Source organism: Streptosporangium sandarakinum (assembly GCF_013409935.1).
GTDB classification, from domain to species: domain Bacteria; phylum Actinomycetota; class Actinomycetes; order Streptosporangiales; family Streptosporangiaceae; genus Streptosporangium; species Streptosporangium nondiastaticum.
This window is the reverse complement of sequence record NZ_JACCCO010000001.1, coordinates 2,975,192-3,000,584: the sequence shown is the minus strand read 5'-3', so window position 1 is coordinate 3,000,584 and position 25,393 is coordinate 2,975,192. Positions and strand designations below refer to the sequence as shown.

At 73.2% G+C, this 25,393-nt stretch carries 26 protein-coding genes; 19 read left to right on the top strand and 7 right to left on the bottom strand.

From position 1 onward, the window contains the following. Positions 1-136 precede the first annotated feature (136 nt). From HDA43_RS13400 to HDA43_RS13385, 4 genes are all read left to right on the top strand, one after another. On the top strand, positions 137-1,453 hold the full coding sequence (locus tag HDA43_RS13400) for an MATE family efflux transporter (RefSeq protein WP_179820398.1): 1,317 nt from the start codon (positions 137-139) through the stop codon (positions 1,451-1,453). Positions 1,454-1,543: 90 nt separating this feature from the next. Beyond that, a complete protein-coding gene (locus tag HDA43_RS13395; RefSeq protein ID WP_179820395.1) occupies positions 1,544-2,080 on the top strand; it encodes a tetratricopeptide repeat protein in 537 nt (178 codons plus the stop codon). A 293-nt stretch (positions 2,081-2,373) separates the two neighbouring features. Beyond that, positions 2,374-2,748 (top strand): YciI family protein, encoded by a 375-nt coding sequence (locus HDA43_RS13390; RefSeq protein ID WP_179820392.1) that lies wholly within the window; start codon positions 2,374-2,376, stop codon positions 2,746-2,748. Between the two features lie 168 nt (positions 2,749-2,916). Further along, positions 2,917-4,200, top strand: a complete 1,284-nt coding sequence (locus HDA43_RS13385) for an RNA polymerase sigma factor (protein ID WP_312873229.1) — start codon at positions 2,917-2,919, stop codon at positions 4,198-4,200. A gap of 142 nt (positions 4,201-4,342) precedes the next feature. Here the strand turns inward: HDA43_RS13385 and HDA43_RS13380 are convergent, their stop codons facing one another. Then, on the bottom strand, positions 4,343-5,233 hold the full coding sequence (locus HDA43_RS13380) for an NAD(P)-dependent oxidoreductase (RefSeq protein WP_218911714.1): 891 nt from the start codon (positions 5,231-5,233) through the stop codon (positions 4,343-4,345). Positions 5,234-5,637: 404 nt separating this feature from the next. On the opposite strand from HDA43_RS13380, the gene HDA43_RS13375 reads away from it, so the two are divergent. Further along, entirely contained in the window at positions 5,638-5,973 is a 336-nt protein-coding gene (locus HDA43_RS13375; RefSeq protein ID WP_179820386.1) for a winged helix-turn-helix transcriptional regulator, read from the top strand. 120 nt (positions 5,974-6,093) lie between these two features. Here HDA43_RS13375 and HDA43_RS13370 read toward each other — a convergent pair whose 3' ends face one another. Together HDA43_RS13370 and HDA43_RS13365 are read right to left on the bottom strand one after the other, a co-directional pair. After that, positions 6,094-6,321, bottom strand: coding sequence for a hypothetical protein (locus HDA43_RS13370; RefSeq protein ID WP_179820383.1), 228 nt, complete (start codon positions 6,319-6,321; stop codon positions 6,094-6,096). A gap of 173 nt (positions 6,322-6,494) precedes the next feature. After that, the gene (locus HDA43_RS13365) at positions 6,495-6,821 is read right to left on the bottom strand and encodes a GNAT family N-acetyltransferase (RefSeq protein WP_179820381.1); all 327 of its coding nucleotides are present in this window, start codon (positions 6,819-6,821) and stop codon (positions 6,495-6,497) included. A 111-nt stretch (positions 6,822-6,932) separates the two neighbouring features. Here HDA43_RS13365 and HDA43_RS13360 point away from each other — a divergent pair, with 111 nt between their 5' ends. Next, entirely contained in the window at positions 6,933-7,424 is a 492-nt protein-coding gene (locus HDA43_RS13360; RefSeq protein ID WP_179820378.1) for a GNAT family N-acetyltransferase, read from the top strand. A gap of 142 nt (positions 7,425-7,566) precedes the next feature. Here the strand turns inward: HDA43_RS13360 and HDA43_RS13355 are convergent, their stop codons facing one another. Together HDA43_RS13355 and HDA43_RS13350 are read right to left on the bottom strand one after the other, a co-directional pair. Next, positions 7,567-7,920: a DUF742 domain-containing protein gene (locus HDA43_RS13355; RefSeq protein WP_179820375.1), complete on the bottom strand. Its 354-nt coding sequence runs from the start codon at positions 7,918-7,920 to the stop codon at positions 7,567-7,569. Continuing rightward, positions 7,917-10,130, bottom strand: a complete 2,214-nt coding sequence (locus HDA43_RS13350) for a sensor histidine kinase (protein WP_179820373.1) — start codon at positions 10,128-10,130, stop codon at positions 7,917-7,919. The genes HDA43_RS13355 and HDA43_RS13350 overlap by 4 nt, the downstream gene beginning before the upstream one ends. Positions 10,131-10,448: 318 nt before the next feature. Between HDA43_RS13350 and HDA43_RS13345 the strand changes: the two genes are divergently transcribed. From HDA43_RS13345 to HDA43_RS13325, 5 genes are all read left to right on the top strand, one after another. After that, positions 10,449-11,324: a DMT family transporter gene (locus tag HDA43_RS13345; RefSeq protein ID WP_179820371.1), complete on the top strand. Its 876-nt coding sequence runs from the start codon at positions 10,449-10,451 to the stop codon at positions 11,322-11,324. Continuing rightward, positions 11,321-11,944 carry a GntR family transcriptional regulator gene (locus tag HDA43_RS36380; protein ID WP_179820368.1) on the top strand — a complete coding sequence of 208 codons (624 nt, stop codon included), beginning with the start codon at positions 11,321-11,323 and terminating at the stop codon, positions 11,942-11,944. The genes HDA43_RS13345 and HDA43_RS36380 overlap by 4 nt, the downstream gene beginning before the upstream one ends. Before the next feature lie 161 nt (positions 11,945-12,105). Beyond that, positions 12,106-12,456 (top strand): hypothetical protein, encoded by a 351-nt coding sequence (locus HDA43_RS13335; RefSeq protein ID WP_179820366.1) that lies wholly within the window; start codon positions 12,106-12,108, stop codon positions 12,454-12,456. Between the two features lie 245 nt (positions 12,457-12,701). Further along, on the top strand, positions 12,702-14,156 hold the full coding sequence (locus tag HDA43_RS13330) for a sugar transferase (RefSeq protein WP_179820363.1): 1,455 nt from the start codon (positions 12,702-12,704) through the stop codon (positions 14,154-14,156). Between the two features lie 2 nt (positions 14,157-14,158). Then, entirely contained in the window at positions 14,159-15,226 is a 1,068-nt protein-coding gene (locus HDA43_RS13325; protein WP_179820360.1) for a glucose-1-phosphate thymidylyltransferase, read from the top strand. A 13-nt stretch (positions 15,227-15,239) separates the two neighbouring features. Here HDA43_RS13325 and HDA43_RS13320 read toward each other — a convergent pair whose 3' ends face one another. After that, on the bottom strand, positions 15,240-16,187 hold the full coding sequence (locus HDA43_RS13320) for an RNA-guided endonuclease InsQ/TnpB family protein (protein WP_179820358.1): 948 nt from the start codon (positions 16,185-16,187) through the stop codon (positions 15,240-15,242). A 161-nt stretch (positions 16,188-16,348) separates the two neighbouring features. On the opposite strand from HDA43_RS13320, the gene rfbB reads away from it, so the two are divergent. Both rfbB and rfbD read left to right on the top strand, forming a co-directional pair. Continuing rightward, the gene (gene rfbB / locus HDA43_RS13315; RefSeq protein WP_179820355.1) at positions 16,349-17,347 is read left to right on the top strand and encodes a dTDP-glucose 4,6-dehydratase; all 999 of its coding nucleotides are present in this window, start codon (positions 16,349-16,351) and stop codon (positions 17,345-17,347) included. Continuing rightward, positions 17,344-18,201, top strand: a complete 858-nt coding sequence (rfbD, locus tag HDA43_RS13310; RefSeq protein ID WP_179820353.1) for a dTDP-4-dehydrorhamnose reductase — start codon at positions 17,344-17,346, stop codon at positions 18,199-18,201. Before rfbB ends, rfbD begins: the two co-directional genes overlap by 4 nt. Here rfbD and rfbC read toward each other — a convergent pair. Further along, positions 18,191-18,913: a dTDP-4-dehydrorhamnose 3,5-epimerase gene (gene rfbC / locus HDA43_RS13305; RefSeq protein WP_179820350.1), complete on the bottom strand. Its 723-nt coding sequence runs from the start codon at positions 18,911-18,913 to the stop codon at positions 18,191-18,193. The genes rfbD and rfbC overlap by 11 nt on opposite strands. A gap of 126 nt (positions 18,914-19,039) precedes the next feature. Between rfbC and HDA43_RS13300 the strand changes: the two genes are divergently transcribed. From HDA43_RS13300 to HDA43_RS13275, 6 genes are read left to right on the top strand one after another with little or no spacing between them, the layout of a single operon-like run. Beyond that, positions 19,040-20,275, top strand: coding sequence for a class I SAM-dependent methyltransferase (locus HDA43_RS13300; protein ID WP_179820347.1), 1,236 nt, complete (start codon positions 19,040-19,042; stop codon positions 20,273-20,275). Then, a complete protein-coding gene (locus tag HDA43_RS13295) occupies positions 20,272-21,177 on the top strand; it encodes a sugar phosphate nucleotidyltransferase (protein WP_312873227.1) in 906 nt (301 codons plus the stop codon). The genes HDA43_RS13300 and HDA43_RS13295 overlap by 4 nt, the downstream gene beginning before the upstream one ends. Further along, complete coding sequence (locus HDA43_RS13290; protein WP_312873226.1) at positions 21,174-21,848, top strand: PIG-L deacetylase family protein; 675 nt, start codon at positions 21,174-21,176, stop codon at positions 21,846-21,848. Before HDA43_RS13295 ends, HDA43_RS13290 begins: the two co-directional genes overlap by 4 nt. Next, the gene (locus HDA43_RS13285; RefSeq protein WP_179820344.1) at positions 21,833-22,891 is read left to right on the top strand and encodes an NAD-dependent epimerase/dehydratase family protein; all 1,059 of its coding nucleotides are present in this window, start codon (positions 21,833-21,835) and stop codon (positions 22,889-22,891) included. Before HDA43_RS13290 ends, HDA43_RS13285 begins: the two co-directional genes overlap by 16 nt. Continuing rightward, complete coding sequence (locus HDA43_RS13280) at positions 22,888-24,252, top strand: DUF4910 domain-containing protein (protein WP_246423974.1); 1,365 nt, start codon at positions 22,888-22,890, stop codon at positions 24,250-24,252. Before HDA43_RS13285 ends, HDA43_RS13280 begins: the two co-directional genes overlap by 4 nt. Then, complete coding sequence (locus HDA43_RS13275) at positions 24,249-25,361, top strand: hypothetical protein (RefSeq protein WP_179820341.1); 1,113 nt, start codon at positions 24,249-24,251, stop codon at positions 25,359-25,361. Before HDA43_RS13280 ends, HDA43_RS13275 begins: the two co-directional genes overlap by 4 nt. Positions 25,362-25,393 lie beyond the last annotated feature (32 nt).

Genomic DNA, 25,393 nt, shown 5'->3' with positions numbered 1-25,393 from the left:
CACGGAGGGGGTCGTCCTCGTCGGCGCGTCCACGGGGACGCCCGATTGGTGTAATGGTCTCTAGCGGTGAGGGCCTATTACATCTAAGCTCGCCGGTAAGGATCAGCGATGGACTGTAACCCTTACCGGAGGGCGGATGGACGAGCGTGTGGCGGGGACCGGGTCTCCACTGCGGCAGTTGATCACGCTCGCCGTGCCGGCGCTCGGCGTCCTGGCCGCCGAACCGCTGTACCTGCTGGTCAACACGGCCGTGATCGGCCACCTGGGCGCGGTGCCGCTCGCCGGGCTCTCGGTCGGCGCGATCGTGCTGGCGCAGATCGCGTCCCAGATGACGTTCCTGTCCTTCGGAACGACCGCCCGCGCGGCCCGGTTGCACGGCGCCGGCCGCCGGGCCGACGCCGTGGCCGAGGGGGTGCAGGCGACCTGGCTCGGCGTGGCCGCCGGGCTGGTGCTGGTCGTGGCCGGGGAACTGCTCGCCGCGCCGGTCGCCGGCCTGCTCGCCGGTGACGACCGCGTCGCCGCCGCGGCGGTGGGCTGGATGCGGATCGCCCTGCTCGGCGCGCCGCTGATCCTGGTCACGATGGCCGGCAACGGCTGGATGCGCGGCGTGCAGGACATGCGCCGCCCGCTGCGCTACGTGCTCGTGGGCAACGGCCTGTCCGCGGTGCTGTGCCCGGTGCTGGTGCACGGCCTCGGCTGGGGACTCGACGGCTCGGCGGTCGCCAACGTGGCCGGGCAGCTGGTCTCGGCGGGCCTGTTCGTGCGGGCGCTGCGGGCCGAGGGCGTGCCGCTCGCCCCGGTCCCGGCCGCGACGCGCGCCCAACTCGGCCTCGCGCGGGACCTGGCACTGCTCGGCCTGGCCTTCCAGGCGTGCTGGGTGTCGGCCACCGCGGTGGCCGCGCACACCTCCGCCGCGGCGTCCGGCGCCCACCAGGTGGTGTTCCAGCTGTGGATGTTCCTGGCCTTCGTGCTCGACGCGCTGGCCATCGCCGCCCAGGCGCTGGTGGGCGCGGCGCTCGGCGCGCACGAGGCGGAACGGGCACGCCGGCTGGCCTGGCAGGTGACCGGCTGCGGGCTGGTGTTCGGGGCGTTGCTCGGCGTGGTGTTCGCGGCGCTGGCCGGGATCCTGCCCCGCGTGTTCACCGCCGACGCGACGGTGCTGGCCGAGATGCCCCACGCGTGGTGGTTCTTCGTCGCGTTGCAGCCGATCGGCGGCGTCGTGTTCGCCCTGGACGGGGTGCTGCTCGGCGCCGGAGACGCGGGATACCTGCGCACCGCGACCGCGTGCGGGGCTGTTCTGGGATTCCTGCCGGTGGTGTGGGCGTCACTGAGCTTCGGCTGGGGGCTGGTGGGGATCTGGTCCGGCCTGTCGGTCTTCCTGCTGATCCGGATGGTCACCCTGCTGGCCAGGCTGCGCTCCGGCCGATGGGTGGTGCTCGGCGCCGTACGGTGACCCGGCGGTACCGCGACGGTCGTCCGATGCGCGGCCGTGGCATGACCGGCGGTTTGTCGACCGCGGGGCGGTGTGCCAGCGTAGGGCGGCATGAGCGATGATCACGAGCGGGACGCGGCGCTGGCGGGAGCCGTGCGGTTGCGGGAACAGGGCCAGGCCGAGCAGGCCCGGGAACAGTTGGTGGAACTGGCCGCACGGTATCCGGAGGACGCCGAGGTCGCCTACCAGACGGCCTGGGCGCACGACACGCTCGGCCTGGAGACGGAGGCCGTCCCGTTCTACGAGCGCGCCCTGAGCGGCGAGGGGCTGTCGCGGGAAGATCGCCACGGGGCCTTCCTCGGGCTGGGAAGCACCTACCGGGTGCTGGGCCGGTACGACTCCGCCGTGGAGACCCTGCGCCGCGGGCTGGAGGAGTTCCCGGAGGCCCCGGCGTTGCAGACGTTCCTGTCCATGGCCCTGTACAACAGCGGCGAGGGCCGCGAGGCGGTGCGGCTGCTACTGAGGACGCTGGCGGCAACCAGCGGCGACCACGGGGTGCAGAGATATCGGCGGGCGATCGAGTACTACGCCGACGATCTGGACGCCGTGTGGCAGGCCGCCGAGAAGCCGGACGGACGAGAGGACTGAATCACCGGCCTCGCCACGGAGGCCGTCGCGGCGGTGGGCGACCCGGGTTCGTCAGGTAAGGCCGCGGACGGTGATGACGGCATCGGCCGGTCCGTGCGGCCGGCCCCGGGCGGTCCCGTGTCGGGCGGTTCAGGGCCGGGCGGTCCCGCGTCGGGCGATCCCGGGTCGACGCAGAAAAATCTTGAAAAAGTTCCGGCCGCGCTGTCGAAACGGCCCCGTCCCGTTCGAAGCGTGGTCAGAGGGCCGAGAGGAACAGAGAGTCCGGCCCCTGGACCGCATCGAAGGAGAACCCCATGCGATACATGATCACCCTCAGCGTCACCTCCCAGCCCGCCACCCCGCCGCCCGCCGAGCTGATGGAGGCCATCATGAAGCTCGGCGAGGAGGCCACCGGGGCCGGCGTCATGCTCGACACCGCGGGGCTCGCCCCGAGCGCGCAGGGCGCGCGGGTCGAACTCGCCGGGGGACGGCTGAGCGTCACGGACGGGCCGTTCGCCGAGGCCAAGGAACTGATCAGCTACGCCCTCTACCAGGTCAGCTCGAAGGAGGAGGCCGTCGAGTGGACCTCCAGGTTCCTGCGGCTGCACCGCGACCTCTGGCAGGGCTGGGAGGGCGAGGCCGACATCCGGCGCGTCATGGGCCCCGAGGACTTCGCCGCCCCGGCCTGACCGTCTGTCCCCGCCTGACTCGCCGCCCTGGCCTGACCGTCCACCCCGGTCCGGCCCGGTCGCTCCGGCCCGATCCGCCCGCGGGCAGGGCCGTCCGGTTCCGCCCGTCCCGCTTCGCCCGCGGTGAGAATTGCCGCGGGCGGGGACGAGGTGTTTGGATCGGTGGCCGTGACGATCGAAGACCCTCGCCGGGTGATCGAGGCGGTCTGGCGGATCGAGTCCGCCCGGGTGGTCGCGGGGCTCGCCCGGATGGTGGGCGACATCGGCCTGGCCGAGGAACTGGCGCAGGACGCCCTGGTCGCCGCGCTGGAGCAGTGGCCGGAGTCCGGCGTGCCGGAGAACCCGGGCGCGTGGCTCACACTCACCGCCAAGCACCGGGCGGTCGACCTACTGCGCCGCAGGACCCGCTACGAGCGCAAGCTCCGGGAGGTCGGCCGCGACCTGGAGGTCCGGCAGGAGACGGCCGAGGCCGAGCTGGACGACGCCCTCGACGACCACATCGGCGACGACGTGCTGCGTCTGCTGTTCACCGCCTGCCACCCGGTGCTGCCGGTCGAGGGGCGCCTGGCCCTCACCCTCCGCCTGCTGGGCGGCCTGACGACGCAGGAGATCGCCCGGGCCTTCCTGGTGCCCGAACCGACCGTCGGCCAGCGGATCTCCCGGGCCAAGCGCACCCTCGCCGAGAAGCGGGTGCCGATCGAGCTGCCCCCGCCCGCCGAGCTGCCCGGACGGCTCTCGTCGGTCCTGGAGGTCGTCTACCTCGTCTTCAACGAAGGCTATTCGGCGACGGCCGGTGACGACTGGGCACGCCCGTCGCTCTGCGAGGAGGCGCTGCGCCTCGGCCGGGTCCTGGCAGGGCTGATGCCCGGCGAGGCCGAGGTGCACGGGCTGGTCGCCCTGATGGAGATCCAGGCGTCCCGCGTCCGGGCCAGGACGGGCCCGGACGGCGAACCGGTCCTGCTCGGCGACCAGGACCGGAGCCTGTGGGACCGGCTGTTGATCCGCCGCGGGCTGGAGGCGCTCGGGCGCGCCGAGGCACTCGGCACCCTCGGCCCGTACGGCTTGCAGGCCGCCATCGCCGCCTGCCACGCCCGCGCGCGGTCCACCGAGGAAACCGACTGGGAGCGGATGGCCGCCCTCTACCGGGTGCTGGCCCACGTCGCCCCCTCTCCCGTCGTGGAGCTGAACCGCGCGGTCGCGGTGGGCATGGCGTACGGTCCGGCCCGCGGGCTTGAGATCGTGGACGGGCTGGGGGCGGAGCGGGCGCTGCGCGGCTATCCGCAGTTGCCGGCCGTACGGGGGGAACTGCTGGCGCGGCTGGGCCGCGCGGCGGAGGCCCGTGCGGAGTTCGAGCGGGCCGCAGAGCTGACCCGCAACGAACGGGAGCGGGCACTCTTCCTCACCCGGGCGGCCTCGACGGTGGACGGCGCGGCCGGGACCGGAGAAGGGTGACCGTCCCGCCGGGCGGGGAGGACGGGGACCGGCAGGGCAGGGAAGCGGCGCGGGCGGCGGCCACGGCCACCGGGGTGGGCCGGTCGTGGGTCATCGTCCGCTCCTTCTCCCTCTTCGCGCCGGCCGTTCCGGCGGGCCTCCCCTACGCGCCGGCCGTTCCGGCGGGGGCGGTGCGCAGCAGGTCCACCAGGCTGGAGACGTCACCGGCGCCGAGGCCCGCGGCGACGCCCTGGTCGAGCAGCGCCCGCATGGGCTCGACCAGTTCGGTGCTGACGCCCTGGTCGGTGCTGGCGTCCAGCAGGTTGACGTAGGCGGTCGCCTGCATGGCGAGGTTGGAGGCGGCGGCCGAGTGGTCGCCGGAGTCGACCGCCTCCGCCATCCCGGGGAAGGCGGCCATCATGGCGGTGAGCCAGGGGGCGACCAGCGGCGCGAACTCCGTCGCCGGCACCTTCTCCGAGCCGGTCAGGGCGAGGGCGTGGAAGAACCCGCCGAACATCCCGTACATCGCGCTGAGCAGCGCGATGTCGTACAGCGCGGCCAGACCCGCGTCCTCGCCGAGGTACATGGCGCGGCCCAGCGCGCCGAGGGTCCGCTCGTGGGCGTGGAAGCCCTCGGGCGAACCGCTGTAGAGGACCAGCGACCCGGGGGTGCCGATCATGGGCGGGACCGCCATGATGCCGCCGTCCACGTAGCCGACGCCGTGCCCGGCCGCCCGGTCGGCCGCCTCCCGGGCCTGCCGGGGTGTGCCGTTGGTGAGGTTGACCACGGTACGGCCGGCCAGGGAGCCGACCGCCCCGTCGAGGACCTCGCGCACGGTGTCGTCGTTCAGCAGGCAGACGACGACGAGGGGGCTCGCGGACACCGCCTCGGCCGCGGTGGCGGCCTCGGTGGCGCCCCGGGCGACGAGGTCCGCCGCCCTGCCCGCCGTACGGTTCCACACGGTGACGGGGTGACCGGCGTCCAGGAACGCCCCGGCCAGCGCCGTTCCCATCGCACCCAGTCCGAGGACCGTCACGGGCGCGTTGTCGTTCATGGTCATTCTCTTCTCCGATTCGTCGAATACGGGCCGGGCGGCCTCCCGGCATGGCGGACCGGGCCTTCCGGTACGGGAGGCTCCCGGGCGTACGGGTTCATCCGGCACGGCGGTCCCGCCGGTACGGCGGTTGACCGGCCCGGTGATTCCACCGGCCTGGCGGTCCTTCCGGCCTGGCGGTTCCATCGGACGCCGGTGGTGGCGGCGCGCGGCGGGATCGGCCGGGACGCTCCGGCGAGGCTCGCCGGACGTTTCGATCCTGCGCCCTTGCTGACTTTTCCTCAAGTACCTACTATTTGGTCGGGTACATACCTTTTGGTAAGCATGCCGAGCCGCGCGGGGCCGCCTGGGAGGCCTCGACAGGCGAGAAGCCACGGAACAGGCCCCAGGACGCGGGGAGCGGGATGAGGAAGCGGACCTACTCGTGCGGGCTCGACGCCGCCGTGGACATCGTGGGCGGCAAGTGGAAGGCGCTGATCCTGTGGGCACTCCACCACGAACCGCGCCGGTTCGGCGAGCTGAAGCGGTCGGTGCCGGGGATCAGCGAGAAGATGCTCATCCAGATGCTGCGGGAGATGGAGGCGCACGGCCTGGTGCACCGCGAGGTCTACCACCAGGTCCCGCCGAAGGTGGAGTACTCCCTGACCGAGTTCGGGCAATCGCTCAACACCGCGCTCATCCCGCTCGGCGTGTGGGGTGAGGAGAACATGCGGGCCATCGAGGCCATCCCGCGCGACTGACGCGGGGTTCGGGCGGGGCCGTCCGGCCGTGTCGAGGACCGGACGGCCACCGTCCCTGGCGGCGCCTGGACGGCGCCGTGAAGCGAAGAGTGGCGATGGGGCGCAGACGCCGCCCTTCCCTCAGGAGTCGGTCTTCCTCCTGGCGGGTGTCCGCTGGTCGGCCTCGTCGGCGAGCTGGTCCTCGACGACCGCGCACCATCGGTGCCACTGCGCCAGGCCCAGATGCTCGTCCACATCCCCCACCCCCGCCTCGGCCATCAGCTCGTGGCTGCTGGCCGCGGCCTCGTGCGCGTTGACCAGCGCGTGATGGCCGTGGTTGGCCAGCGCCTCGCTCACCGCCAGATTCACCGCTATCTCCCCCATCGTCCTCGGCCGGTCGGAGGGGTCGCCCCCGAATTCCCTTCCTCGAAAGTCGTGGCTCTGCGAATCGTCACTCATACGAGCTTGAGTGCCCATACAGACTTAGATCTATCTGGGAGTTTCCGATCCGGGGGCGGGGCGGCGGCGCGGCGCCGCGGGCCTCACATCGGGGCCGTCCTCCGGCCCAGGTAGGTGAGGGGACCGGGGCCGGCGACCGGGATCTCGTGGAACCCCAGGCGGTCGTAGAAGGCCCGCGCGGCGGTGTCGGCGGTGACCCTGCCCGGGTGCACCGCGGCCACCCCCTTGCGGTGCAGGGCGTCGAGGAAGGCGTTCATCAGCGCGCGGCCGTGCCCCCTGCGCCGGTGGTCCGGCAACAGGTCGAGGTCGGGATGGATGCGCCGGGAGTCGCCGCCCTCGTGGGCGGTTCGCACGCAGATGTCACCGAGCGCGGCGCGGTCATCGGGCCGGTAGGGCCGAACGGTCGGCATGCGAGGATCATTCTTCAAGTGGGAGCGCTCCAAAAAGATGTGATGGACACCGGATCGGGAGCCTGGCGGCGAGCCTTCCCGGCGCGCCGCCGGTGGCATACCCTGCGCGGCATGATCGATGTCGAACTGCGTGACTGGCACCCCGACGACATCGGGGTCGTGCTCGACGCGTTCAGCTCTCCGGACATGGCGCAGCAGTCGGCCTGGCCGGTCGACACCCGGCGGGCGGCCCTGGAGTGGATGGGGACGTGGCGCTTCCGCGACGACGCGCGGGCCTTCGCCGTGGTGGCCGGCGGCGAGGTCGTGGGGAACGTGGCGGTGAGCAACATCGACGCCCACGACACCGGCTGGGTCTCCTACTGGACGTCCCCGCACGCCAGGGGGCGCGGGGTGGCGGTGGCGGCGGTCCGCAGGCTGGCGGACTGGGCCTTCGCGGAGCGCGGCCTGTTCCGCCTGGAGCTCGGGCACCGTACGGACAACACGGCCTCGTGCGCGGTGGCGGCCAGGGCCGGGTTCAAGGTCGAGGGGGTGGAACGGGGCAAGCTGCGGTACGGGGACGTCCGGCACGACGTGGAACGGCACGCCCGGCTGGCCACCGACTGATCCTCCGCGCCGCCCGGCCGCCGTGTGGCCGTCAGGGGGTCGTCATGGGGCCGAGCCGCCGCCCGGACGTCGCCGTACGGCCAGGCCGTCGGGTCACCGGGTCGCCACCCCGAGGCCGCCGCGCCGTACGGTGCCGGGCGGTTCACAACCCCTTCAGCCCGGCCAGGACCTCGCGCAGCACGTTCTCCCGGGGGAGCGCGGCGATGGGCGTGGGCGGCCGGATCGCGACCAGGCCGGAGTCCCGCAGGTCGCCGAGGAGCACCCGGATCACCCCGACGGGCAGGCCGGTGGCCGAGGCCATCTCGGCCACCGAGGTCGGCGAGCGGCAGGCGTCCATGATCAGCACATGTTCGGGGGGCAGGTCCTCCTGGGGCGACCTGACCACCACGACCGTGGCCAGCAGGTCGAACGAGGCTCCGCTGCCCCTGGTCCGGCCGCGGGTGAGCGTGTAGGGGCGGACGATCGGCCCGGCGTCGTCGAGCCAGTGATCCGTCATTCCACTCCTTTCTCCTGCTCCGCGCGGTGCCAGCCGTTGCGGAACGACGTCAGCAGGTTGCCCGTGACCGGCTCGGGGGTCTCGTCCCGCGCGGGCGGCGGAGCGGACGGCACGGACAGCGTGGGCGGCACGGACGGCACGGACGGCACGGACGAGGAGGTGGGCGGCGGGACGGACGGCCGGCCGGACGGAGCGGGCGGCTGGGCGGACGGAGCGGGCGGAGCGGGCGGGGCGGACAGTGCCGGTGACGGGGCGGTCAGCGCGGGAGCGGCCCGCCGTACCCGGCGGGGGAGGCCGACGGGGGAGAGCCGCTCGGCGTCGGTCCGGTGGGCGGTTCGGGAGGCGGACGGCTCGGCCATCAGCTCGTTCGGCAGGAGCACGATCGCCGTGGTGCCGCCGAACGGGGAGGGACGCAGGGTGACGCGGATGCCGTGCCGGGCGGCGAGCTGGGTGACCACGACCAGGCCGAGGCGGTCGCTGTCGGCCAGGTCGAACTCCGGCGGACCGGCCAGCCGCTCGTTGAGCCTGGCCATCTCCTCGGGGGCCATGCCGAGCCCCCGGTCCTCCACCTCGATGGTGTAGCCGCGGGCCACGACCTCGCCGCCGACCCGCACGGTGGTGTTCGGGGGGGAGAAGACGGCGGCGTTCTCCACCAGCTCGGCCACCAGGTGGATCACGTCGGTCGCGACCGTGCCCTGGACGCAGGGGCCGGGCGGAACGGCCACGGTCACCCGCTGGTAGTCCTCGACCTCCTCGACGGCGGCCCGGACGACGTCGTAGACCATGACGGGCGTGCGCCACCCCCGGCCGGGGACGGCGCCGGACAGGATGATCAGGCCCTCGGAGTGGCGGCGCATGCGGGTGGTCAGGTGGTCGATGGCGAACAGTTCCTCAAGGGTGTCGGGGTCGCCGGCCCGCTTCTCCATCGCCTCCAGCATGGCGAGCTGCCGGTGCAGGAGCGACTGGCTGCGCCGGGCGAGGTTGACGAACACCTTGTTGACGGCCTTGCGCAGCTCGGCCTGGCCGACGGCCGCCTCGACGGCGGTCCGCTGGACGGAGGAGAACGCCCGGCCGACGTTCGCGACCTCGGCGGTGGTCCCGTGGTCCAGCTCGCGGACCTCCGAGCAGACGTCCTCGCCCTTGCGGAGCCGCTCCACCACGTCCGGCAGCCGCCGGTGGGCCAGGTCGAGGGCGGCGCGCTGGAGGCCGCCGAGCTCGGCGGCGAGCCGCCCGCCGAACCGCACCGAGATGAACACGGAGAAGGCCACGGCCACCAGTCCGAGCCCGCCGGCGATGCCGATCCGGGCCAGGATGCCGGTGGCGACCGGCCCCGACCGTTCGGTGAGGAGCTTGCTGGCCTGGCCGCCGAGGTCGTCGAAGGAGTCCGACAGCGCCTTCGCGTTCGCCGCCCAGAACGAGTCGGGCCGGCCTCCGGTGAGGGCGGTGTGCTCGACCCGTCCGAACGCGAGGTAGACGGGGGAGCCCTCCAGCTTCCGGTACAGCTCCCGGAGCTCCGCGTCGAACTGGTCGAACCCGAGGGAGTAGAGCAGCTTGCGGCTGCTCGCCAGCTCACCGAACCGGGTGCGCTCGGCGGCGCTCATGGTCTTCGAGGCCACGGCGCCGGAGATGAGCGCGGCCTGCCGGCTGAGCATCTCGCGGCTGCGCCCCACCATGACGACGGCGCGCATCTGGTCGGCCAGGGCGGGGTCCGCGGAGCTGATCTTGCTGTAGGCGTCGAAGGCCGAGCCGACCAGGGCGCTGTAGGCGTCCAGGGTCGTAATGCGGGTGGCGGTACGGGTGTCCACCCCGCTCCTGATCTCGGTGAGCCGGTCCAGCGCGACCCTCAGCCGGCTGCTCCGCTCCCACACCGCGGGGGTCGAGTTCTCCTCCAGGAGGGGCGTCAGCCGCTCCAGCTCGGCCCGGGCGGCGTTGGTACGGCTCCGCTGGGCGTCCAGCTCGGCACGGGAACCGCTGCCGCCCAGGTAGGCGAGGGACAGCAGCCGCTCGTGCTGGAGCGCGGTGGTCAGCGCCCGGGTGGGGACGACCCCGTACTCGTAGCCCTTGCTGGCCCGCAGCAGCTCCAGGCCGCTCTGCAGGGTGAGGGCCGCCGCAAATCCCCAAATTGCTACAAGTGAGACAATTGGTACAAGTAGCAGGGTGAAGATCTTGACCTTGATCGAAGGTTTGCGGTCGCCCATCAGACCTCGCATTACGGATATGGGCTGTTAGCAGTGGCGAAACCCTAGCAACGGCTGTCTTCCGCGACCAGAGATGCGAGTGATTCGTATCCCGCCGGTATTTGCGCTCTGGGGGAAACGGGGGATCTTTTCCGCCTCGGGCGCCTCCGGAACGCTCCATCACGCGGCCCCGGGGGGCGCCGTCCCCTATGGCGCCGGGATGCCGCCTCGGGATGCCGTCCCGGAGGACGCCGTCCCGGAGGACGCCGCTCCGGGCCGCCCCCAGAGCGAACCGCCCGGATGCGAAGGTCGATTGGACATGATCTGTCTGGTTGTCAGACAATGTGAGGCATGAAGCTCGCCGTAGTCGGAGCCGCCGTCCTGTGGGGGACCGCGGGCACCGCCGGACTGCTCGCCGCGGGGGTCCACCCCGTCTCCCTGGCCGCCGCGCGGCTGGTCGTCGGTGGCCTGGTCCTCGCGGCCGTGGCCGGGCCCGCCGTACGGTCCCTTCCGCACCGGGGCCTGCTCGTGGCGGCCGCCCTGGCGGTGGCCGCCTACCAGCTCTGTTTCTTCGGCGCGGTCAGCCGGACCGGGGTGGCCGTCGGCACCGTGGTCGCGATCGGCAGCGGCCCCGTCTTCGCCGGGCTGCTGACCTGGCTCCTCGACCGGGTGCGGCCCACCAGGCGGTGGGTCGGGGCGACCGCGGCGGCGGTCGCCGGCTGCGCCGTACTGACGGGCGGGGGCGGCGAGGTGCGGGCGGACGGGGTGCTGCTGGCGATGCTCGGCGGCCTGCTGTACGCGTTCTACGTGGTGGCGGCGGCGAGGGTGATCGGCGCCGGAGGCTCCTCCGACACCGTGATGGGGGCGATGTTCGGCGGCGCCGCGGTCGTCATGCTGCCCGTCCTGCTGTGGACGGGCGCCGGCTGGCTGGCCGAGCCGCGTGGCCTGCTCACCGCCCTCTACCTGGGCTGCGTCACCACCGCGCTGTCCTATGTCATGTACGGCAGGGGCCTGCGCACCACCCCCGTCGCCACCGCCGCCACCCTCTCCCTCGCCGAGCCCGCCGTCGCGGCCCTGCTCGGGGTCGCGGTGCTCGGCGAGCGGCTCACCCTCCAGGCCGGGGCCGGGCTGGTGCTGCTCGGCGCGAGCCTGGCGGTGGTGGCGCTCCCCGAGCGGCGGCGGCCCGGCCGTGAGGACCCGGTGGGGGCAATAGGGTCGTCGGCGTGACCATTCCGCTCCGTCCCGTCTCCGCCGTCGAGGCCCTCGCCGACGCCCTGCGCCGCCGGGTGCTCTCCGGTGAGCTGGCCCCGGGCACCCCGTTGCCGGAGCAGGAGCTGTCCGCCGCGTACGGCGTGGCCCGGCCGACCGTCCGCGAGGCGCTGGCCGTCCTCGTCCACGAGGGGCTGCTGCGCCGGGAGCGGCACCGCAGCGCGCAGGTGGCCGAGGTGACCCTGGACGACCTGGACGACCTGATGTTCGTCCGGCGCCCGCTGGAGGACCTGATGGCCGTCGCGCTCGCCGGGCGGCGGGTCGCCGACGCCGACGCGGCGCTGGACCGGATGGCCGCGCTGCCCGCCGACGCCCCGTGGTCCGACGTGGTGGCCGAGCACATGGCCCTGCACCAGGCGATGGTGGTCGAGGTGGGCAGCCCCCGGCTGGAGCGCCTCTACGGCGTGCTGGCCGCCGAGACCCGCCTCGGCCTGGTCCGGCTGCGCACCGTCTACACCGACCGCGACGTGCTGGTCGCCGAGCACCGCGAGCTGCTCGACGCGGTCGCCCGGGGCCCGGCCGACGCCGCCCGGCGGGCCGTCGCCGCGCACCTGGACCACGGCTGGGGCGAGGGATGACGGGCGGGTGACACGCCGGACCGCACCCGTCCGGGCCGAGGGGTGACGGGCGGCGAACCGACCGGCTCACCGGTCCGGAACGAGAGGCGGCGGGCGGGTGATGGGCCCGGCTCGCACGTTTCTATTGCACCGGGTGCCCGGCAGTCGTCAGAATCGCGGCCATGCACGGCGACTCAGTGCCGGACTCCTACGTGTACGTCACCGAAGAAGGCGTTGCCCGCCACTACGCGGACGGCAGCGTCGCCGCCCTCGCGTGGGAGGACCTCGCCGAGGTGCGGATCGAGGGCGGCTCGGACGCGGACATCCTGTACATCCTCCTCGACCACGACGGCCAGAGCTGCGTGGTGCCCAGATCGGCGGTCGACGCCGCCTTCCTCGCGCGTCTGCGCTACCTGCCTGATTTCGACCCGGAACGGCTCGGCGCGGCGGTGAACGCCTCCGCCGGGGAGTCCGTGGTCGTCTGGCGCAGTCCGGAGCCCCCGGCTCCGCTGCCCGATTTTGAATACGACTAAATCCCCCTTTTTCTGAATAAATCCTTCATAAAGCCTGCATGTTTGGATCGTTCCGTCAAGATGAGTACGTCTCCTGACTTCGGCCGGTAGTGGACACTTAGCTGCTGTTCCCCTCCCCAATGGCGATCCCTAGGATTTCCCTGGAATAGCCATACTGCCGGTGCATTCGGTAATGCTGTCATCCAATGAAACGCGATGCGCGTCCCGTTACGTGGTAACGCCTAGGGCATCCGGGTGGGGTTGGTATGAGGGTGGGGACGGCGGAGCCCGCCACAGGGCTCCCGGATGATGTCGTACGCACTGCTCCGAGCATCTGGACGCGCTCCTACGCGCGGGTCCTGCTGGTGGGAGACGTCACCTGCGCCGTGGTGGCCTGCGAGACGGTCCTCGGGACCCGTCTGTGGCTCGGCGCTTTCATCCCGGGGACGGAGGCGCTGCTGGGGCTCGGCCTGGCCCTGGCATGGCCGTTCTCGCTCGCGATCGCCGGCGCGTACCGAAGGCGCGCGCACGGCGAGGGAACGGAGGAGTTCCGGGCGGTTTTCGACGGGGGCGTGGGACTGACCGCCGCCGTGGCCATCGGCGCCTACGCGACGCAGACGACCATCGCCCGGAGTTTCGTCATGGCGATGTTCCCGCTCGCCCTTCTCCTGACGATTCTCTTCCGATATCGCATGCGCAAACGGCTCCACCGGCGGCGCTCCCACGGCGAGTACATGCGCCGGGTGGTCGCCGTCGGCCACCGCGAGTCCGTGCTCGACCTGGTGATGCAGTTCCGCAGGCAGCCACACCACGGCATGCGGGTCGTGGCCGCGTGCCTGCCCGCCCCCACGGAGGTGGCCGACGTCGACGGCGTCCCGGTCCTCGGGGGGTTCACCGACGTCGCCGAGGTCGTGACCAAGGCCGACGCCGACGCCGTCGCCGTGCTGGCCTGCCCCGAACTGGACGGCGCCGCGCTGCGCCGGCTCGCCTGGGACCTGGAGGACGCCCGCACCGACCTGTTCGTGGCGCCCGCGCTGATGGACGTCGCGGGTCCGCGCATCAGCATCCGCCCGGTGGCCGGGATGCCGCTGCTGCACGTGGAGCACCCGGAGTTCGACGGCGCGAAACACCTCGCCAAGAACCTGTTCGACCGGACCGGCGCCGCCGCGGCCCTGCTGCTGCTGGCCGTTCCCATGCTCGTCATCAGCGTCCTGATCCGGGCGACCAGCCCGGGTCCGGCACTGTTCCGGCAGGTCAGGGTGGGCAGGGGCGGCGAGGAGTTCAGGGTGGTGAAGTTCCGCACCATGGTGGCGGACGCCGAACACCGCAAAGTGGAGCTCGTCTCGCACAACGAGTTCGACGACGTGCTGTTCAAAATCCGGAACGATCCAAGGATCACCCGGATCGGGGCGTTCCTGCGCCGCTACTCCCTCGACGAGCTGCCGCAGCTCCTCAATGTGGTGCGGGGGGAGATGTCACTCGTCGGGCCGAGACCCCCGCTGCCCGACGAGGTCGCCCAGTACGGCGCCGACGTCCGCCGCCGCCTGGTCGTCAAGCCCGGCATGACCGGCCTGTGGCAGGTGAGCGGCCGATCCGACCTGAGCTGGGAGGAGTCGGTCCGCCTGGACCTGCGCTACGTCGAGAACTGGTCCCTCATGCTCGACCTGCAGATCCTGTGGAAGACCTGGAGCGCCGTCACCGGCGGAGAAGGAGCCTACTGACCGTGAAAGCACTCCTGCTCGCCGGAGGGTCGGGCACCCGGCTGCGGCCCATCACCCACACCTCCGCCAAGCAGCTCGTCCCGGTCGCCAACAAGCCCGTCCTGTTCTACGGACTGGAGGCCATCGGGGCCGCCGGGATCCGCGAGGTCGGGATCGTCGTCGGCGACACGCAGGCCGAGATCGAGTCGGCGGTCGGCGACGGCTCGGCGTTCGGCCTGCAGGTGACCTACCTGCGCCAGCAGGCGCCGCTGGGCCTCGCCCACGCCGTGCTGATCGCCCGCGACTACCTCGGCGACGACGACTTCGTCATGTACCTCGGCGACAACTTCATCGTCGGCGGCATCGACGACATCGTTGCGCGGTTCGCCCGCGAGCGGCCGGACGCCCAGATCATGCTCACCCGGGTCGGCGACCCCCGGCAGTTCGGCGTGGCCGAGCTGGACGCCGACGGCCGCGTCGTCGGGCTGGAGGAGAAACCCGCCGCCCCCAAGAGCGACCTCGCGCTCGTCGGCGTCTACCTCTTCACGCCCGCGATCCACGAGGCGGTGGCCGGGCTCAAGCCGTCGTGGCGGGGCGAGCTGGAGATCACCGACGCGATCCAGTGGCTGATCGAGGAGGGGCGGCGCGTCTCCTCCACCGTCATCACCGGCTACTGGAAGGACACCGGCAACGTCACCGACATGCTGGAGGTCAACCGGCTGGTCCTGGAATCCCTGGAGCCCCGGGTGAACGGCCGGGCGGACGCCGCCAGCGAGCTGATCGGCCGGGTCGCCGTCGAGGCGGGCGCCGTGGTGGAGCGGTCGCGCATCGTCGGCCCGGCCGTCATCGGCGCCGGGACCCGCGTCGTGGACAGCTACGTCGGCCCCTTCACCTCCATCGCGGCCGGCTGCCTGATCTCCGGCAGCGAGATCGAGTACTCGATCGTGCTGCCCAGGTCCTCGATCCGCGGGGTCTCCCGGATCGAGGCGTCCCTCATCGGCCACGACGTCGAGGTCACCCCCGCCCCCGCCATCCCCCGAGCCCACCGCCTCGTGCTGGGCGATCACAGCAAGGTGCAGATCATTTCTTGACTTCCTCCCCCGCCTAAAGGCGGGGGATTCCAGCGGTCGCCCGCTGGGGTTCCTGCTTCACCGACGACCGCCCCGTCCGGGAGGACTCCCGTTGAGGTCTTACACCGTCTCCACAGGCAGACGCCGCCAGCCCGGCGGTCAGGATGTTGCGTGCCGCGTTCACGTCACGGTCATGCACGGCGCCGCAGTCGCACGTCCACTCACGGACGTTCAGCGGCAGTCTCCCGCGGACCGTCCCGCAGTTCCCGCACGGCTTCGAGCCGGGGGACCAGCGGTCGATCACGACGAGATCGAGTCCGTACCAGGCGCACTTGTACGCCGGCATGGAGCGCGGTTCCGTCCAGGCCGCATCGGAGATGGCGCGCGCGAGCTTGCCGTTCTTCAGCAGATTGCGGACGGTGAGGTCCTCGATCACGACCGTTTGGTCCTCACGGACGAGCCGAGTCGACAGCTTGTGCAAAAAGTCGCGGCGCCGGTCGGCGATCCGCGCGTGGACCCTGGCGACCTTCCGGCGGGCCTTCTCACGGTTGGCCGAGCCCTTCGCCTTTCGCGACAGCTCACGCTGCGCCTTCGCCAGGCGGGCGCGGTCACGGCGCTCGTGCCTCGGATTGCTGATCTTCTCGCCGGTGGACAAGGTCACCAGGGAGGTGATCCCGGCGTCGATGCCGACGGCCGCCGTGGTGGCGGGCGCGGGGATGATGGTGTCCTCGCACAGCAGGGACACGAACCACCGGCCCGCGCTGTCACAGGACACGGTCACCGTCGTCGGCTCCCTATGCGTCAGCGCGGCCGAAGACTCCACGTAGGAGATCCGGCGCTGCTCGCCGTACCACGCCCGTGTGCGCTCCTCCAGAGCCTTGTTGTACACGAGGCGGACGCAGCCGAACGTGCGGGACAGCTCAGCCGCCTGCTCGTCCGCGGGGTAGAAGCGGCACTTGAATGCCCGCTTGACCTGCTGCATCGCGCCTCACGATCTACCAGTTTCCGTGTGAGTGGCAGGTGCCGGCCAGTGGCCGCGGACGCTGAATCACCTCGGCGGCGATTCGTCCCTCCTTGCCCTGCTCCGCAGGAGCTTCGCTTTCTCCCCGGCCTGAAGGCCGGGGTATCCACGAAGGAGACCCGATGACAGACTCCGGCAGCACCGCCGCCCGCGCGTTCCGCCGTGTCCTGGTCACCGGTGGCGCCGGGTTCATCGGCTCCCACTTCGCCCGCGCGCTCGCCGCGGACGGCGCCGCCGTGACGGTCCTCGACAAGCTGACCTACGCCGGCAACCCGGCGAACCTGCGCGACGTCCCGCACGACTTCGTGCGCGGCGACGTCTGCGACGCCGCGCTCCTGGCGAAGGTCGTGCCCGGCCACGACCTCGTGGTCAACTTCGCCGCCGAGTCCCACGTGGACCGGTCGATCGAGGGGCCGGCCGAGTTCACCCGGACCAACGTCCTCGGCACGCAGACCCTGATGCAGGCGTGCCTTTCGGCGGGCGTCCCGCGGGTGGTGCAGGTGTCCACCGACGAGGTGTACGGGTCGATCGACAGCGGCTCCTGGGACGAGTCCGCGCCGCCGCGGCCCCGCTCGCCGTACGCGGCGGCCAAGGCGGGCGGCGACATGATCGCGCTCGCCTACGCCGTCACCTACGGCCTGCCGGTGTCGATCACCCGCTGCGGCAACAACTATGGGCCGTACCAGTACCCGGAGAAGATGATCCCGCTCTTCGTGACCAACCTGCTGCGCGGCCTGAAAGTGCCCCTGTACGGCGACGGCGGCAACGTGCGCGATTGGATCCACGTCGCCGACCACTGCGCGGGCATCCGCCTGGTGGCCGAGCGCGGCGAGCCCGGCGAGGTCTACCACATCGCCGGTACGGCGGAGCTGACCAACGTCGAGCTCACCGGGCGGCTGCTCACGGCCTGCGGCGCGGGCTGGGGCATGGTCGAGCGCGTCGCCGACCGCAAGGGGCACGACCGCCGCTACTCGCTGGACGACGCGAGGCTGCGCGCCCTCGGCTACCGGCCGGCCGTGCCGTTCGACCGGGGGCTGGCCGACACCGTCCGCTGGTACGCCGACAACCCCGGCTGGTGGAAGACCGCCGTGGAGGAACGCGACGAGAAGGGGACCGCATGACCCGGTGGCTGGTCACCGGCGCCTCCGGGATGCTCGCCGCCGAGCTGCTGCGCCGCCTTTCGGCCGACGGGGAGGACGTCGTCGCGCTCGGCAGGGCCGACCTCGACCTGCGCGACACGCGCGCCGTACGCCGCCTGGTGCCCGACCTCCGGCCGGACGTCGTGGTGAACTGCGCCGCGTGGACCGCGGTGGACGACGCCGAGACCCGCGAGGCCGAGGCGCTGGCCGTCAACGGGCACGGCGTGCGGGCACTGGCCGAGGCGTGCCGGGCCGCCGGCGCGCGGCTGGTCCAGCCGTCCACCGACTACGTCTTCGACGGCACCGCCCGCGCCCCCTATCCCGAGGACGCCCCGACCGGCCCGGTCAACGCCTACGGTCGCACCAAGCTCGCGGGCGAGCGGGCGGTGCTGGAGACGCTCCCCGGCGCCGGTTACGTCGTGCGAACGGCCTGGCTGTACGGCGCGGCCGGCCGGGACTTCGTCCGCGCGATACTCGCGGCGGAGCGGGCACGGCCGGTCGTGGACGTCGTGGCCGACCAGTTCGGCCAGCCGACCTGGGCCGGCGACCTCGCGGCCTGGATCGCCGCGCTCGGCCGCGCGGACGCCCCGCCGGGCGTCTACCACGCCACCGCCTCCGGCCGAACGAGCTGGTACGGCTTCGCCCGGGAGATCTTCGAGCTGGCCGGCGCGGACCCGGCGCGGGTCAACCCGGTCGCGGCGGAGCGGTTCCCCCGCCCGGCGCGGCGCCCGGCCTACAGCGTGCTGGGGCACGACCGGTGGCACCGGGCGGGGCTGCCGCCGCTGCGGGACTGGCGGGAGGCGCTGCGGGAGTCCGATGTGCTGGTCAGAGGCTAGGGCCGCCCGCGCCGCCCGGGACGTGACGGCTCGCGGCGCCGTCCACGACGGGGGAGCCGGGGGCCGCGCCGTACGGGTCCGGCACCCGGGCGGCGCCGTCCGCGGTGGTGGCACGGTCCACGGCGGCCAGGCGGCGGTAGTGCGCCGCGCAGGTCTCGTAGCGGGGCAGCAGCCCCGCCGCGAGGGCCTCGGCGAGGGTGGGCGCGGCGGCGTCCTTGTCCGACAGGATCGGCTCCACGCCGGCCGGCCACTCGATGCCGACGGCCGGGTCGAGCGGGTGGACGCCGTGCTCGCGGGCCGGGGTGTAGGGCTCCGAGCACAGGTAGACGACCGTGGCCTGCTCGGTGAGCGCCATGAAGCCGTGGCCCAGCCCCTCGGCGACGTACAGGCCGCGCCGCGACTCCTCGTCCAGGCGCACCGTCTCCCACCGGCCGAAGGTCGGCGAGCCCACCCGGATGTCCACCACCACGTCCAGGACGGCCCCGGAGACGCACGTGAGGTATTTCGCCTGGCCGGGCGGCACGTCCGCGAAGTGGACGCCCCGCACCACCCCGCGCCGGGAGACCGAGCAGTTGGCCTGGGCCAGGCCGAGCCCGCGCCCGGCCGCCTCCCGCAGCCCGCCGGCGGGGAAGACCTCGGCGAACGTGCCGCGCCGGTCGGCGTGGACCCGCGGCGTGTGGACCCACGCGCCGTCGATGCTCAGCGGCTTCATGGGCCGAAGCATGCCACGGCGGTGTAACGCGGTGGAGGAAACGGGCGAAATTCAAGGGTCCCCGCCCGCTGAAGTGATCTTGGCGAATACCGGTCGAGCCGCGTCGCGCGGCGAGGGAGCGTAACCATGACAACCTGCCGGCTGTGCGGCTCGACGAGCCTGGCCAGCGTCGTCGACCTGGGGGCGACCCCGCCCTGCGAGCGGTTCCTGACCGCCGACCGGCTCGACGAGCCGGAGCCGGCCTACCCGCTGCACCTGCGGGTGTGCACCGCCTGCTGGCTGGCGCAGATCCCGCCGCTGATCACCCCCGAGGACACCTTCACCGAGTACGCCTACTTCTCGTCCTACTCGACGTCGTGGGTGGAGCACGCGCGGCGGTTCGTGGACGACGCGGCCGGGCGGCTGGGGCTGGACGGCGGCTCGTTCGTCGTCGAGGTGGCCAGCAACGACGGCTACCTGCTGCGGCACGTCGTCGACCGGGGCATCCGCTGCCTGGGCGTCGAGCCGTCGGCGAACGTGGGGCGGGCGGCGAGGGAACGCGGCGTGCCGACGCTGGAGGCGTTCCTCGGCCCGGAGACCGGCGCGGCGGTGCGCGCGGAGCACGGGCCGGCCGACCTCGTCGTGGCCAACAACGTCTACGCCCACATCCCCGACGTCATCGGCTTCACCAGGGGCCTGCGCGCGCTCGTCGCCGACGACGGGTGGGTCTCCGTCGAGGTGCAGCACCTGCTGACGCTGATGGAGCTGAACCAGTACGACACGATCTACCACGAGCACTTCCAGTACTACACGGTCGCCTCCGCCCGCCGCGCCCTGGCCTCGGGCGGGCTGGCCCTGGTGGACGTCGAGCGGCTGCCGACCCACGGGGGCTCGATCCGGCTGTGGGCCCGCCCGGCGGAGGCGGCGGGCGAGCCGTCGGAGCGGGTGACCGAGGCGCTCGCCGAGGAGAAGGCCGCCGGTCTGCACGAGCCGGCCGGGTACGCCGAGTTCGCCGGGCGGGTGTCCCGGGTCCGGCGCGACCTGCTGGGGTTCCTGCTGCGCGCCGCGGAGGAGGGCCGTACGGTCGTCGGCTACGGCGCCCCGGGCAAGGGCAACACGCTGCTCAACCACTGCGGCGTCCGCCCCGACCTGCTCCGCTACACCGTCGACCGCAACCCCTACAAGCACGGCAGGTTCACCCCGGGCGCGCGGATCCCGATCCACCCGCCCGAGCGGATCGCCGAGGACCGGCCCGACTACGTGCTGGTCCTGCCGTGGAACCTGCGCGAGGAGCTCACCGGCCAGCTGTCCTTCGTCGGCGGGTGGGGCGGCCGGCTGGTCTTCCCCATCCCGAGACTGGAGATCGTCGAGGTGAAGCCGTGAAGGTCGTCCTCTTCTGCGGCGGGTACGGCACGCGGATGCGCACCGGGACACCCGGTGACGTGCCCAAGCCCATGCAGCTCGTGGGTCCCCGCCCGCTCATCTGGCATGTGATGCGGTACTACGCGCACTTCGGGCACACCGAGTTCGTCCTCTGCCTGGGCTACGGCGCGCACCACATCAAGGACTTCTTCCTGAACTACGAGGAGACCACCTCCAACGACTTCGTGCTGCGCGGCGGCCGGGTCGAGCTGCTGTCCGCCGACATCTCCGAGTGGTCGATCTCGTTCGTGCAGACCGGCATCGACTCGCCCATCGGCGAACGGCTGCGCCGGGTCCGCGACCACCTCGGCGGCGACGACATGTTCCTCGCCAACTACGCCGACGTGCTCACCGACGCGCCGCTTCCGGAGATCATCGACCGTTTCGCCGCCTCCGGCGCGGGCGCCTCGATGATGGTCGTCCCGCCGTCGGACACCTTCCACTGCGTGGAGCTCGGCGAGCGCGGGCTGGTCGGGGGGATCACCCCGGTCAGCCGGATGCCGCTGTGGGTGAACGGCGGGTACTTCGTGCTCCGGCAGGAGGTCTTCGACCACATCCCGCCGGGCGGCGACCTCGTCACGGACGGCTGCGCCGAGCTGGCCAAGCGCGGCCGGCTGCTCGCCTACCCGCACCGCGGCTACTGGCGGCCGACCGACACGGTCCGGGAGCGGGTCGCCCTGGACGAGGCGTACTCGCGGGGCGAGCGGCCGTGGGCGCTGTGGGAGCGCGAGCCCGGCACGCCGCCGCCTCCGCCGGGAACGGTCCCACGGGTACCGGCGGGGGCCGGAGCCCCGGCCGCCGAGGCCCCGCCGGGGCGGTCCGCGGGCGGGGTGGCGGCCGTACCGGGGGCGCGTACCCCGTGATCGGTTTCCGGACGCCGCCGGGCGGCGGCGCGATCGCCCTGCTCGCCGCGCACTGCGACGACCTCGCCATCGGCGCCGGCGGCACCCTGCTCACCCTCTGCACGGCCCGCCCCGGGCTCCGGGTGGACGCGCTGGTGCTCTCCGGCGGCGGCACCGAGCGGGAGGACGAGGAGCACGCCGCCCTCGCGGCCTTCTGCCCCGGCGCGGACCTGCGGCTGACCGTGCTGAGACTGCCCGACGGGCGGCTGCCGGCGCACTGGGACGAGGCCAAGGAGGCGGTCGAGGGCCTGCGCGCGCGGACCGGCCCCGACCTGCTGTTCGCCCCGCACCCCGGTGACGCCCACCAGGACCACCGGGGTCTGGCGAAGCTCGTGCCCACGGCCTTCCGCGACCACCAGGTGCTCGGCTACGAGATCGTCAAATGGGACGGCGACCTCGGGCGGCCGTCGGTCTACCAGCCGCTCGCCCCGGAGGTCGCCGAGGCGAAGGCGGCCCTGCTGCACGAGCACTACCCCTCCCAGCGCCGGCGGCCCTGGTACGACCGCGAGGCGTTCCTCGGCCTGGCCCGCATCCGCGGGATCGAGTGCCACGCCCGCTACGCCGAGGCGTTCCACGTAAGCAAGCTGACCCTTGATCTGGCTGGAGGAGAGACGCGATGCGGGTGCTGCTGACCGGGCATCAGGGATACCTGGGGAGCGTGATGGCCCCGGCGCTGACCGGGGCGGGTCACGAGGTCACCGGACTGGACTCCGGGCTGTTCGCCGACTGCGTCCTGGGCCCCGCGCCCGCCGACCCGGGCGGGCACGCGGCCGACCTGCGGGACGTCACCGCCGCCGAGCTGACCGGGGTGGACGCGGTGATCCACCTGGCCGCGCTGTCCAACGACCCGCTCGGCTCGCTGGCGCCGGAACTGACCTACGAGATCAACCACCACGCGTCGGTACGGCTGGCCCGGCTGGCCCGCGACGCGGGCGTGCGGCGGTTCCTGTACGCCTCCACCTGCTCGGTCTACGGCGCCTCCGGCGGCGACGACCTGGTCGGCGAGGACGCGCCGCTGCGCCCGGTGACCCCGTACGCCGAGTCCAAGGTCCGCGTCGAGGACGACCTGGCCGAGCTGGCCGACGGCGACTTCAGCCCGGTTTTCCTGCGCAACGCCACCGCGTTCGGCTTCTCGCCCCGGCTGCGGGCCGACATCGTGCTGAACAACCTCGTGGGGCACGCGCTGCTGACCGGGGAGGTCCGGGTGCTGTCCGACGGCACCCCGTGGCGGCCGCTGGTGCACGCCCGCGACATCGCCGACGCCTTCGTCCTGGCGCTGGCGGCCCCCCGGGACGCGGTGCACGCCAGGGCGTTCAATGTGGGCACCGAGCAGAACAACGTGCGGGTGTCGGAGATCGCCGCCGAGGTCGCCGAGGCGGTGCCCGGCTCCCGGCTGGTGATCACCGGTGAGGCCGGGGCGGACCCGCGGTCCTACCGGGTCGACTTCTCCCGGGTGCGCGCCGCGCTGCCCGGCTACCGGCCGCGCTGGACGGTCAAGGCGGGCGCGGCCGAACTGGTGGAGTCCTACGAGCGGCACGGCCTGACGGGGCACGACTTCCAGCGGCGCTTCACCCGCCTGACCCGGCTGGCGGACCGGCGGATGGCCGGAGCCGTCGACGACACGCTCCGGCCGGTCGCCGGTGACGCGCCCCGGCCGCGGGACGGCCGCCGATGACCGCCGGAACCGCCGGAACGGCCGGGACCGCGGGGGCCGCCGGGGCCGCTGCCCGGTCGGGCACGGCGGGGGCGGGAGCGGCCGGGGACGAGGGCCGGGAGATGCACGCCCTGGTCGAGCGGCTCTACCCGCTGTGCCGGAGCATCACCGGCGACGGCGTGCGCCGGACCCTGGACATCGTCGGCGAGAGCGTCCCACTCCGGGTCCGTGAGGTCCCGACGGGGACGCCGGTCCTCGACTGGACCGTGCCGAAGGAGTGGAACGTCCGCGACGCCTACGTCAAGGACGCCTCCGGCAGGCGGGTCGTCGACTTCGCCGCGTCGAACCTGCACGTGGTCGGCTACAGCGTGCCGGTGTCGGCCACCATGACCCTCGCCGAGCTGCGGCCCCACCTGCACACGCTGCCCGAGCAGCCCGGCCTGGTCCCGTACCGCACGAGCTACTACGCGGAGACCTGGGGTTTCTGCCTGGCGGAGAACACGCTCGCCGCCCTGCCGGAGGGCCGCTACGAGGTCCGGATCGACGCGACGCTCGCCGACGGCCACCTCACCTACGGCGAGCACGTGGTGCCCGGCCGCACCTCCGAGGAGGTGCTCGTCTCCTGCCACGTGTGCCACCCGTCGCTGGCCAACGACAACCTCGCGGGCATCGCGGTGGCCACCCGCCTCGCCCGGCGGCTGGCCGGGACGGACCCCCACTACACCTACCGCTTCCTGTTCGCGCCCGGCACCATCGGCGCGATCACCTGGCTGGCGCTCAACCGGGAGCGCGCCGGGCTGATCCGGCACGGCCTCGTGCTGGCCTGCGCCGGGGACCGCGGCCACCTGACCTACAAGCGCAGCAGGCGGGGGGACGCCGCCGTGGACCGGGCCGCGGCCCACGTGCTGCGCGCGTCGGGACGGCCCCACGAGATCGTGGACTTCTCCCCGTACGGCTACGACGAGCGGCAGTTCTGCTCCCCGGGGTTCGACCTGCCAGTGGGCTGCCTGACCCGCACGCCGTACGCCGGCTACCCCGAGTACCACACCTCGGCCGACGACCCCGGCTTCGTGACGCCGGAGGCCATGACCGACACCCTCGAAGCCTGCTGGGAGATCACCCGGGTGCTGGAGGGCGACCGCCGGCACCTCAACCTCAGCCCGTACGGCGAGCCGCAGCTCGGCAGGCGGGGCCTGTACGGCTCGCTCGGCGGGCGCAGCGACACGAAGCAGGCGCAGATGGCGATGCTGTGGGTGCTGAACCTCTCGGGCGGCGACCACGGCCTGCTGGACATCGCGGAACGGTCCGGACTGCCGTTCCACGTCGTGGCGGACGCGGCGCGGGACCTCCGCGCCGCCGGACTGCTCAAGGAGCTGGCATGACGGCGACACGGACCGCCCCGGACGCGGGCGCCCTCGACCTCCGGGCAGGGGATCTGGTCGAGGTGCGCGGCGAGGCCGAGATCCTGGCCACGCTGGACGAGCGGGGCGAGCTGGAGGGCCTGCCCTTCATGCCGGAGATGCTGGCCTACTGCGGGCGGCGGCTCACGGTGCACAAGGTGGCGCACAAGGTGTGCGACACGATCGGCCGCAGCGGGATGCGGCGGATGGAACGCGCCGTCCACCTCACCGGCGCGCGCTGCGACGGCGGCGCGCACGGCGGCTGCCAGACGGCCTGCCTGATGTACTGGAAGGAGGCGTGGCTCAAACGGGTCGAACCCGGCGGCCCTCCGGAACGGGGCACCCCCGCCGATCCGGCCGCGGCTCCGCCCGGCGCCGCCGTACCGGAGAGGCGGGACGGCTCCTTCGCCGCGCTCGGCGCGCCGGGCTCCGCCGCACCGCCCGGTCCCGCGTCGGGCCGCCGTCTGCTGCCGCTCATCGAGGCGGCCACCAGGAAGGAACCCGGCCCGGACGGCGAGGAGCGGTTCTCCTGCCAGGGGACCGAGATGCTGCGCGCCGCGCCGTCCTGCCTGCCGCTCAAGGACGTCCGGCAGTACGTCATGGACGTGCGCACCGGCAACGCGGGGCCGCTGTTCGTGCTCCGCGCCCTGCTCATCGGGCTCTTCAACCGCGTCCAGGACCGCAGCCGGAGGCTGCCCGGGTGGCTGCGGTTCCGGGACGGCATGCGGTGGGGATTCGTCGCGGGGCGGCTCACCGGCCCGACACCGGACGGCGCCCTCGGCCTGCGACCGGGCGAGCTCGTCCGGATCAAATCGAAGGCGGAGATCCTCGGAACCCTCAACCAGGACCGGCTCAACCGCGGGATGGGGTTCGACGAGGAGATGTCGCGGTACTGCGGGCGGACCGCGCGGGTGCTGTCCCGGGTGGACCGCTGCATCGACGAGCGGACCGGCCGGATGCTCACGATGAAGAGTCCCTGCATCGTCCTGGAGGGCATCGTCTGCGCGGGCGCCTACACCGTGAGCTGCCCCCGGGCGTTCATCCCGTTCTGGCGGGAGATCTGGCTGGAACGGGTCGAGGAACCCGCTTAGGAGGAACCCGCCCGGCCGGCCCGCACGCCGGA

Excerpts from the sequence above, each read along its gene's own strand:
- HDA43_RS13400 (WP_179820398.1), top strand. The coding sequence starts at position 137 with ATGGACGAGCGTGTGGCGGGGACCGGGTCTCCACTGCGGCAGTTGATC.
- HDA43_RS13395 (WP_179820395.1), top strand. The coding sequence starts at position 1,544 with ATGAGCGATGATCACGAGCGGGACGCGGCGCTGGCGGGAGCCGTGCGG.
- HDA43_RS13390 (WP_179820392.1), top strand. The coding sequence starts at position 2,374 with ATGCGATACATGATCACCCTCAGCGTCACCTCCCAGCCCGCCACCCCG.
- HDA43_RS13380 (WP_218911714.1), bottom strand. The coding sequence starts at position 5,233 with ATGAACGACAACGCGCCCGTGACGGTCCTCGGACTGGGTGCGATGGGA.
- HDA43_RS13375 (WP_179820386.1), top strand. The coding sequence starts at position 5,638 with ATGAGGAAGCGGACCTACTCGTGCGGGCTCGACGCCGCCGTGGACATC.
- HDA43_RS13365 (WP_179820381.1), bottom strand. The coding sequence starts at position 6,821 with ATGCCGACCGTTCGGCCCTACCGGCCCGATGACCGCGCCGCGCTCGGT.
- HDA43_RS13360 (WP_179820378.1), top strand. The coding sequence starts at position 6,933 with ATGATCGATGTCGAACTGCGTGACTGGCACCCCGACGACATCGGGGTC.
- HDA43_RS13355 (WP_179820375.1), bottom strand. The coding sequence starts at position 7,920 with ATGACGGATCACTGGCTCGACGACGCCGGGCCGATCGTCCGCCCCTAC.
- HDA43_RS13350 (WP_179820373.1), bottom strand. The coding sequence starts at position 10,130 with ATGCGAGGTCTGATGGGCGACCGCAAACCTTCGATCAAGGTCAAGATC.
- HDA43_RS13345 (WP_179820371.1), top strand. The coding sequence starts at position 10,449 with ATGAAGCTCGCCGTAGTCGGAGCCGCCGTCCTGTGGGGGACCGCGGGC.
- HDA43_RS13335 (WP_179820366.1), top strand. The coding sequence starts at position 12,106 with ATGCACGGCGACTCAGTGCCGGACTCCTACGTGTACGTCACCGAAGAA.
- HDA43_RS13330 (WP_179820363.1), top strand. The coding sequence starts at position 12,702 with ATGAGGGTGGGGACGGCGGAGCCCGCCACAGGGCTCCCGGATGATGTC.
- HDA43_RS13320 (WP_179820358.1), bottom strand. The coding sequence starts at position 16,187 with ATGCAGCAGGTCAAGCGGGCATTCAAGTGCCGCTTCTACCCCGCGGAC.
- rfbB (WP_179820355.1), top strand. The coding sequence starts at position 16,349 with ATGACAGACTCCGGCAGCACCGCCGCCCGCGCGTTCCGCCGTGTCCTG.
- rfbD (WP_179820353.1), top strand. The coding sequence starts at position 17,344 with ATGACCCGGTGGCTGGTCACCGGCGCCTCCGGGATGCTCGCCGCCGAG.
- rfbC (WP_179820350.1), bottom strand. The coding sequence starts at position 18,913 with ATGAAGCCGCTGAGCATCGACGGCGCGTGGGTCCACACGCCGCGGGTC.
- HDA43_RS13300 (WP_179820347.1), top strand. The coding sequence starts at position 19,040 with ATGACAACCTGCCGGCTGTGCGGCTCGACGAGCCTGGCCAGCGTCGTC.
- HDA43_RS13285 (WP_179820344.1), top strand. The coding sequence starts at position 21,833 with ATGCGGGTGCTGCTGACCGGGCATCAGGGATACCTGGGGAGCGTGATG.
- HDA43_RS13280 (WP_246423974.1), top strand. The coding sequence starts at position 22,888 with ATGACCGCCGGAACCGCCGGAACGGCCGGGACCGCGGGGGCCGCCGGG.
- HDA43_RS13275 (WP_179820341.1), top strand. The coding sequence starts at position 24,249 with ATGACGGCGACACGGACCGCCCCGGACGCGGGCGCCCTCGACCTCCGG.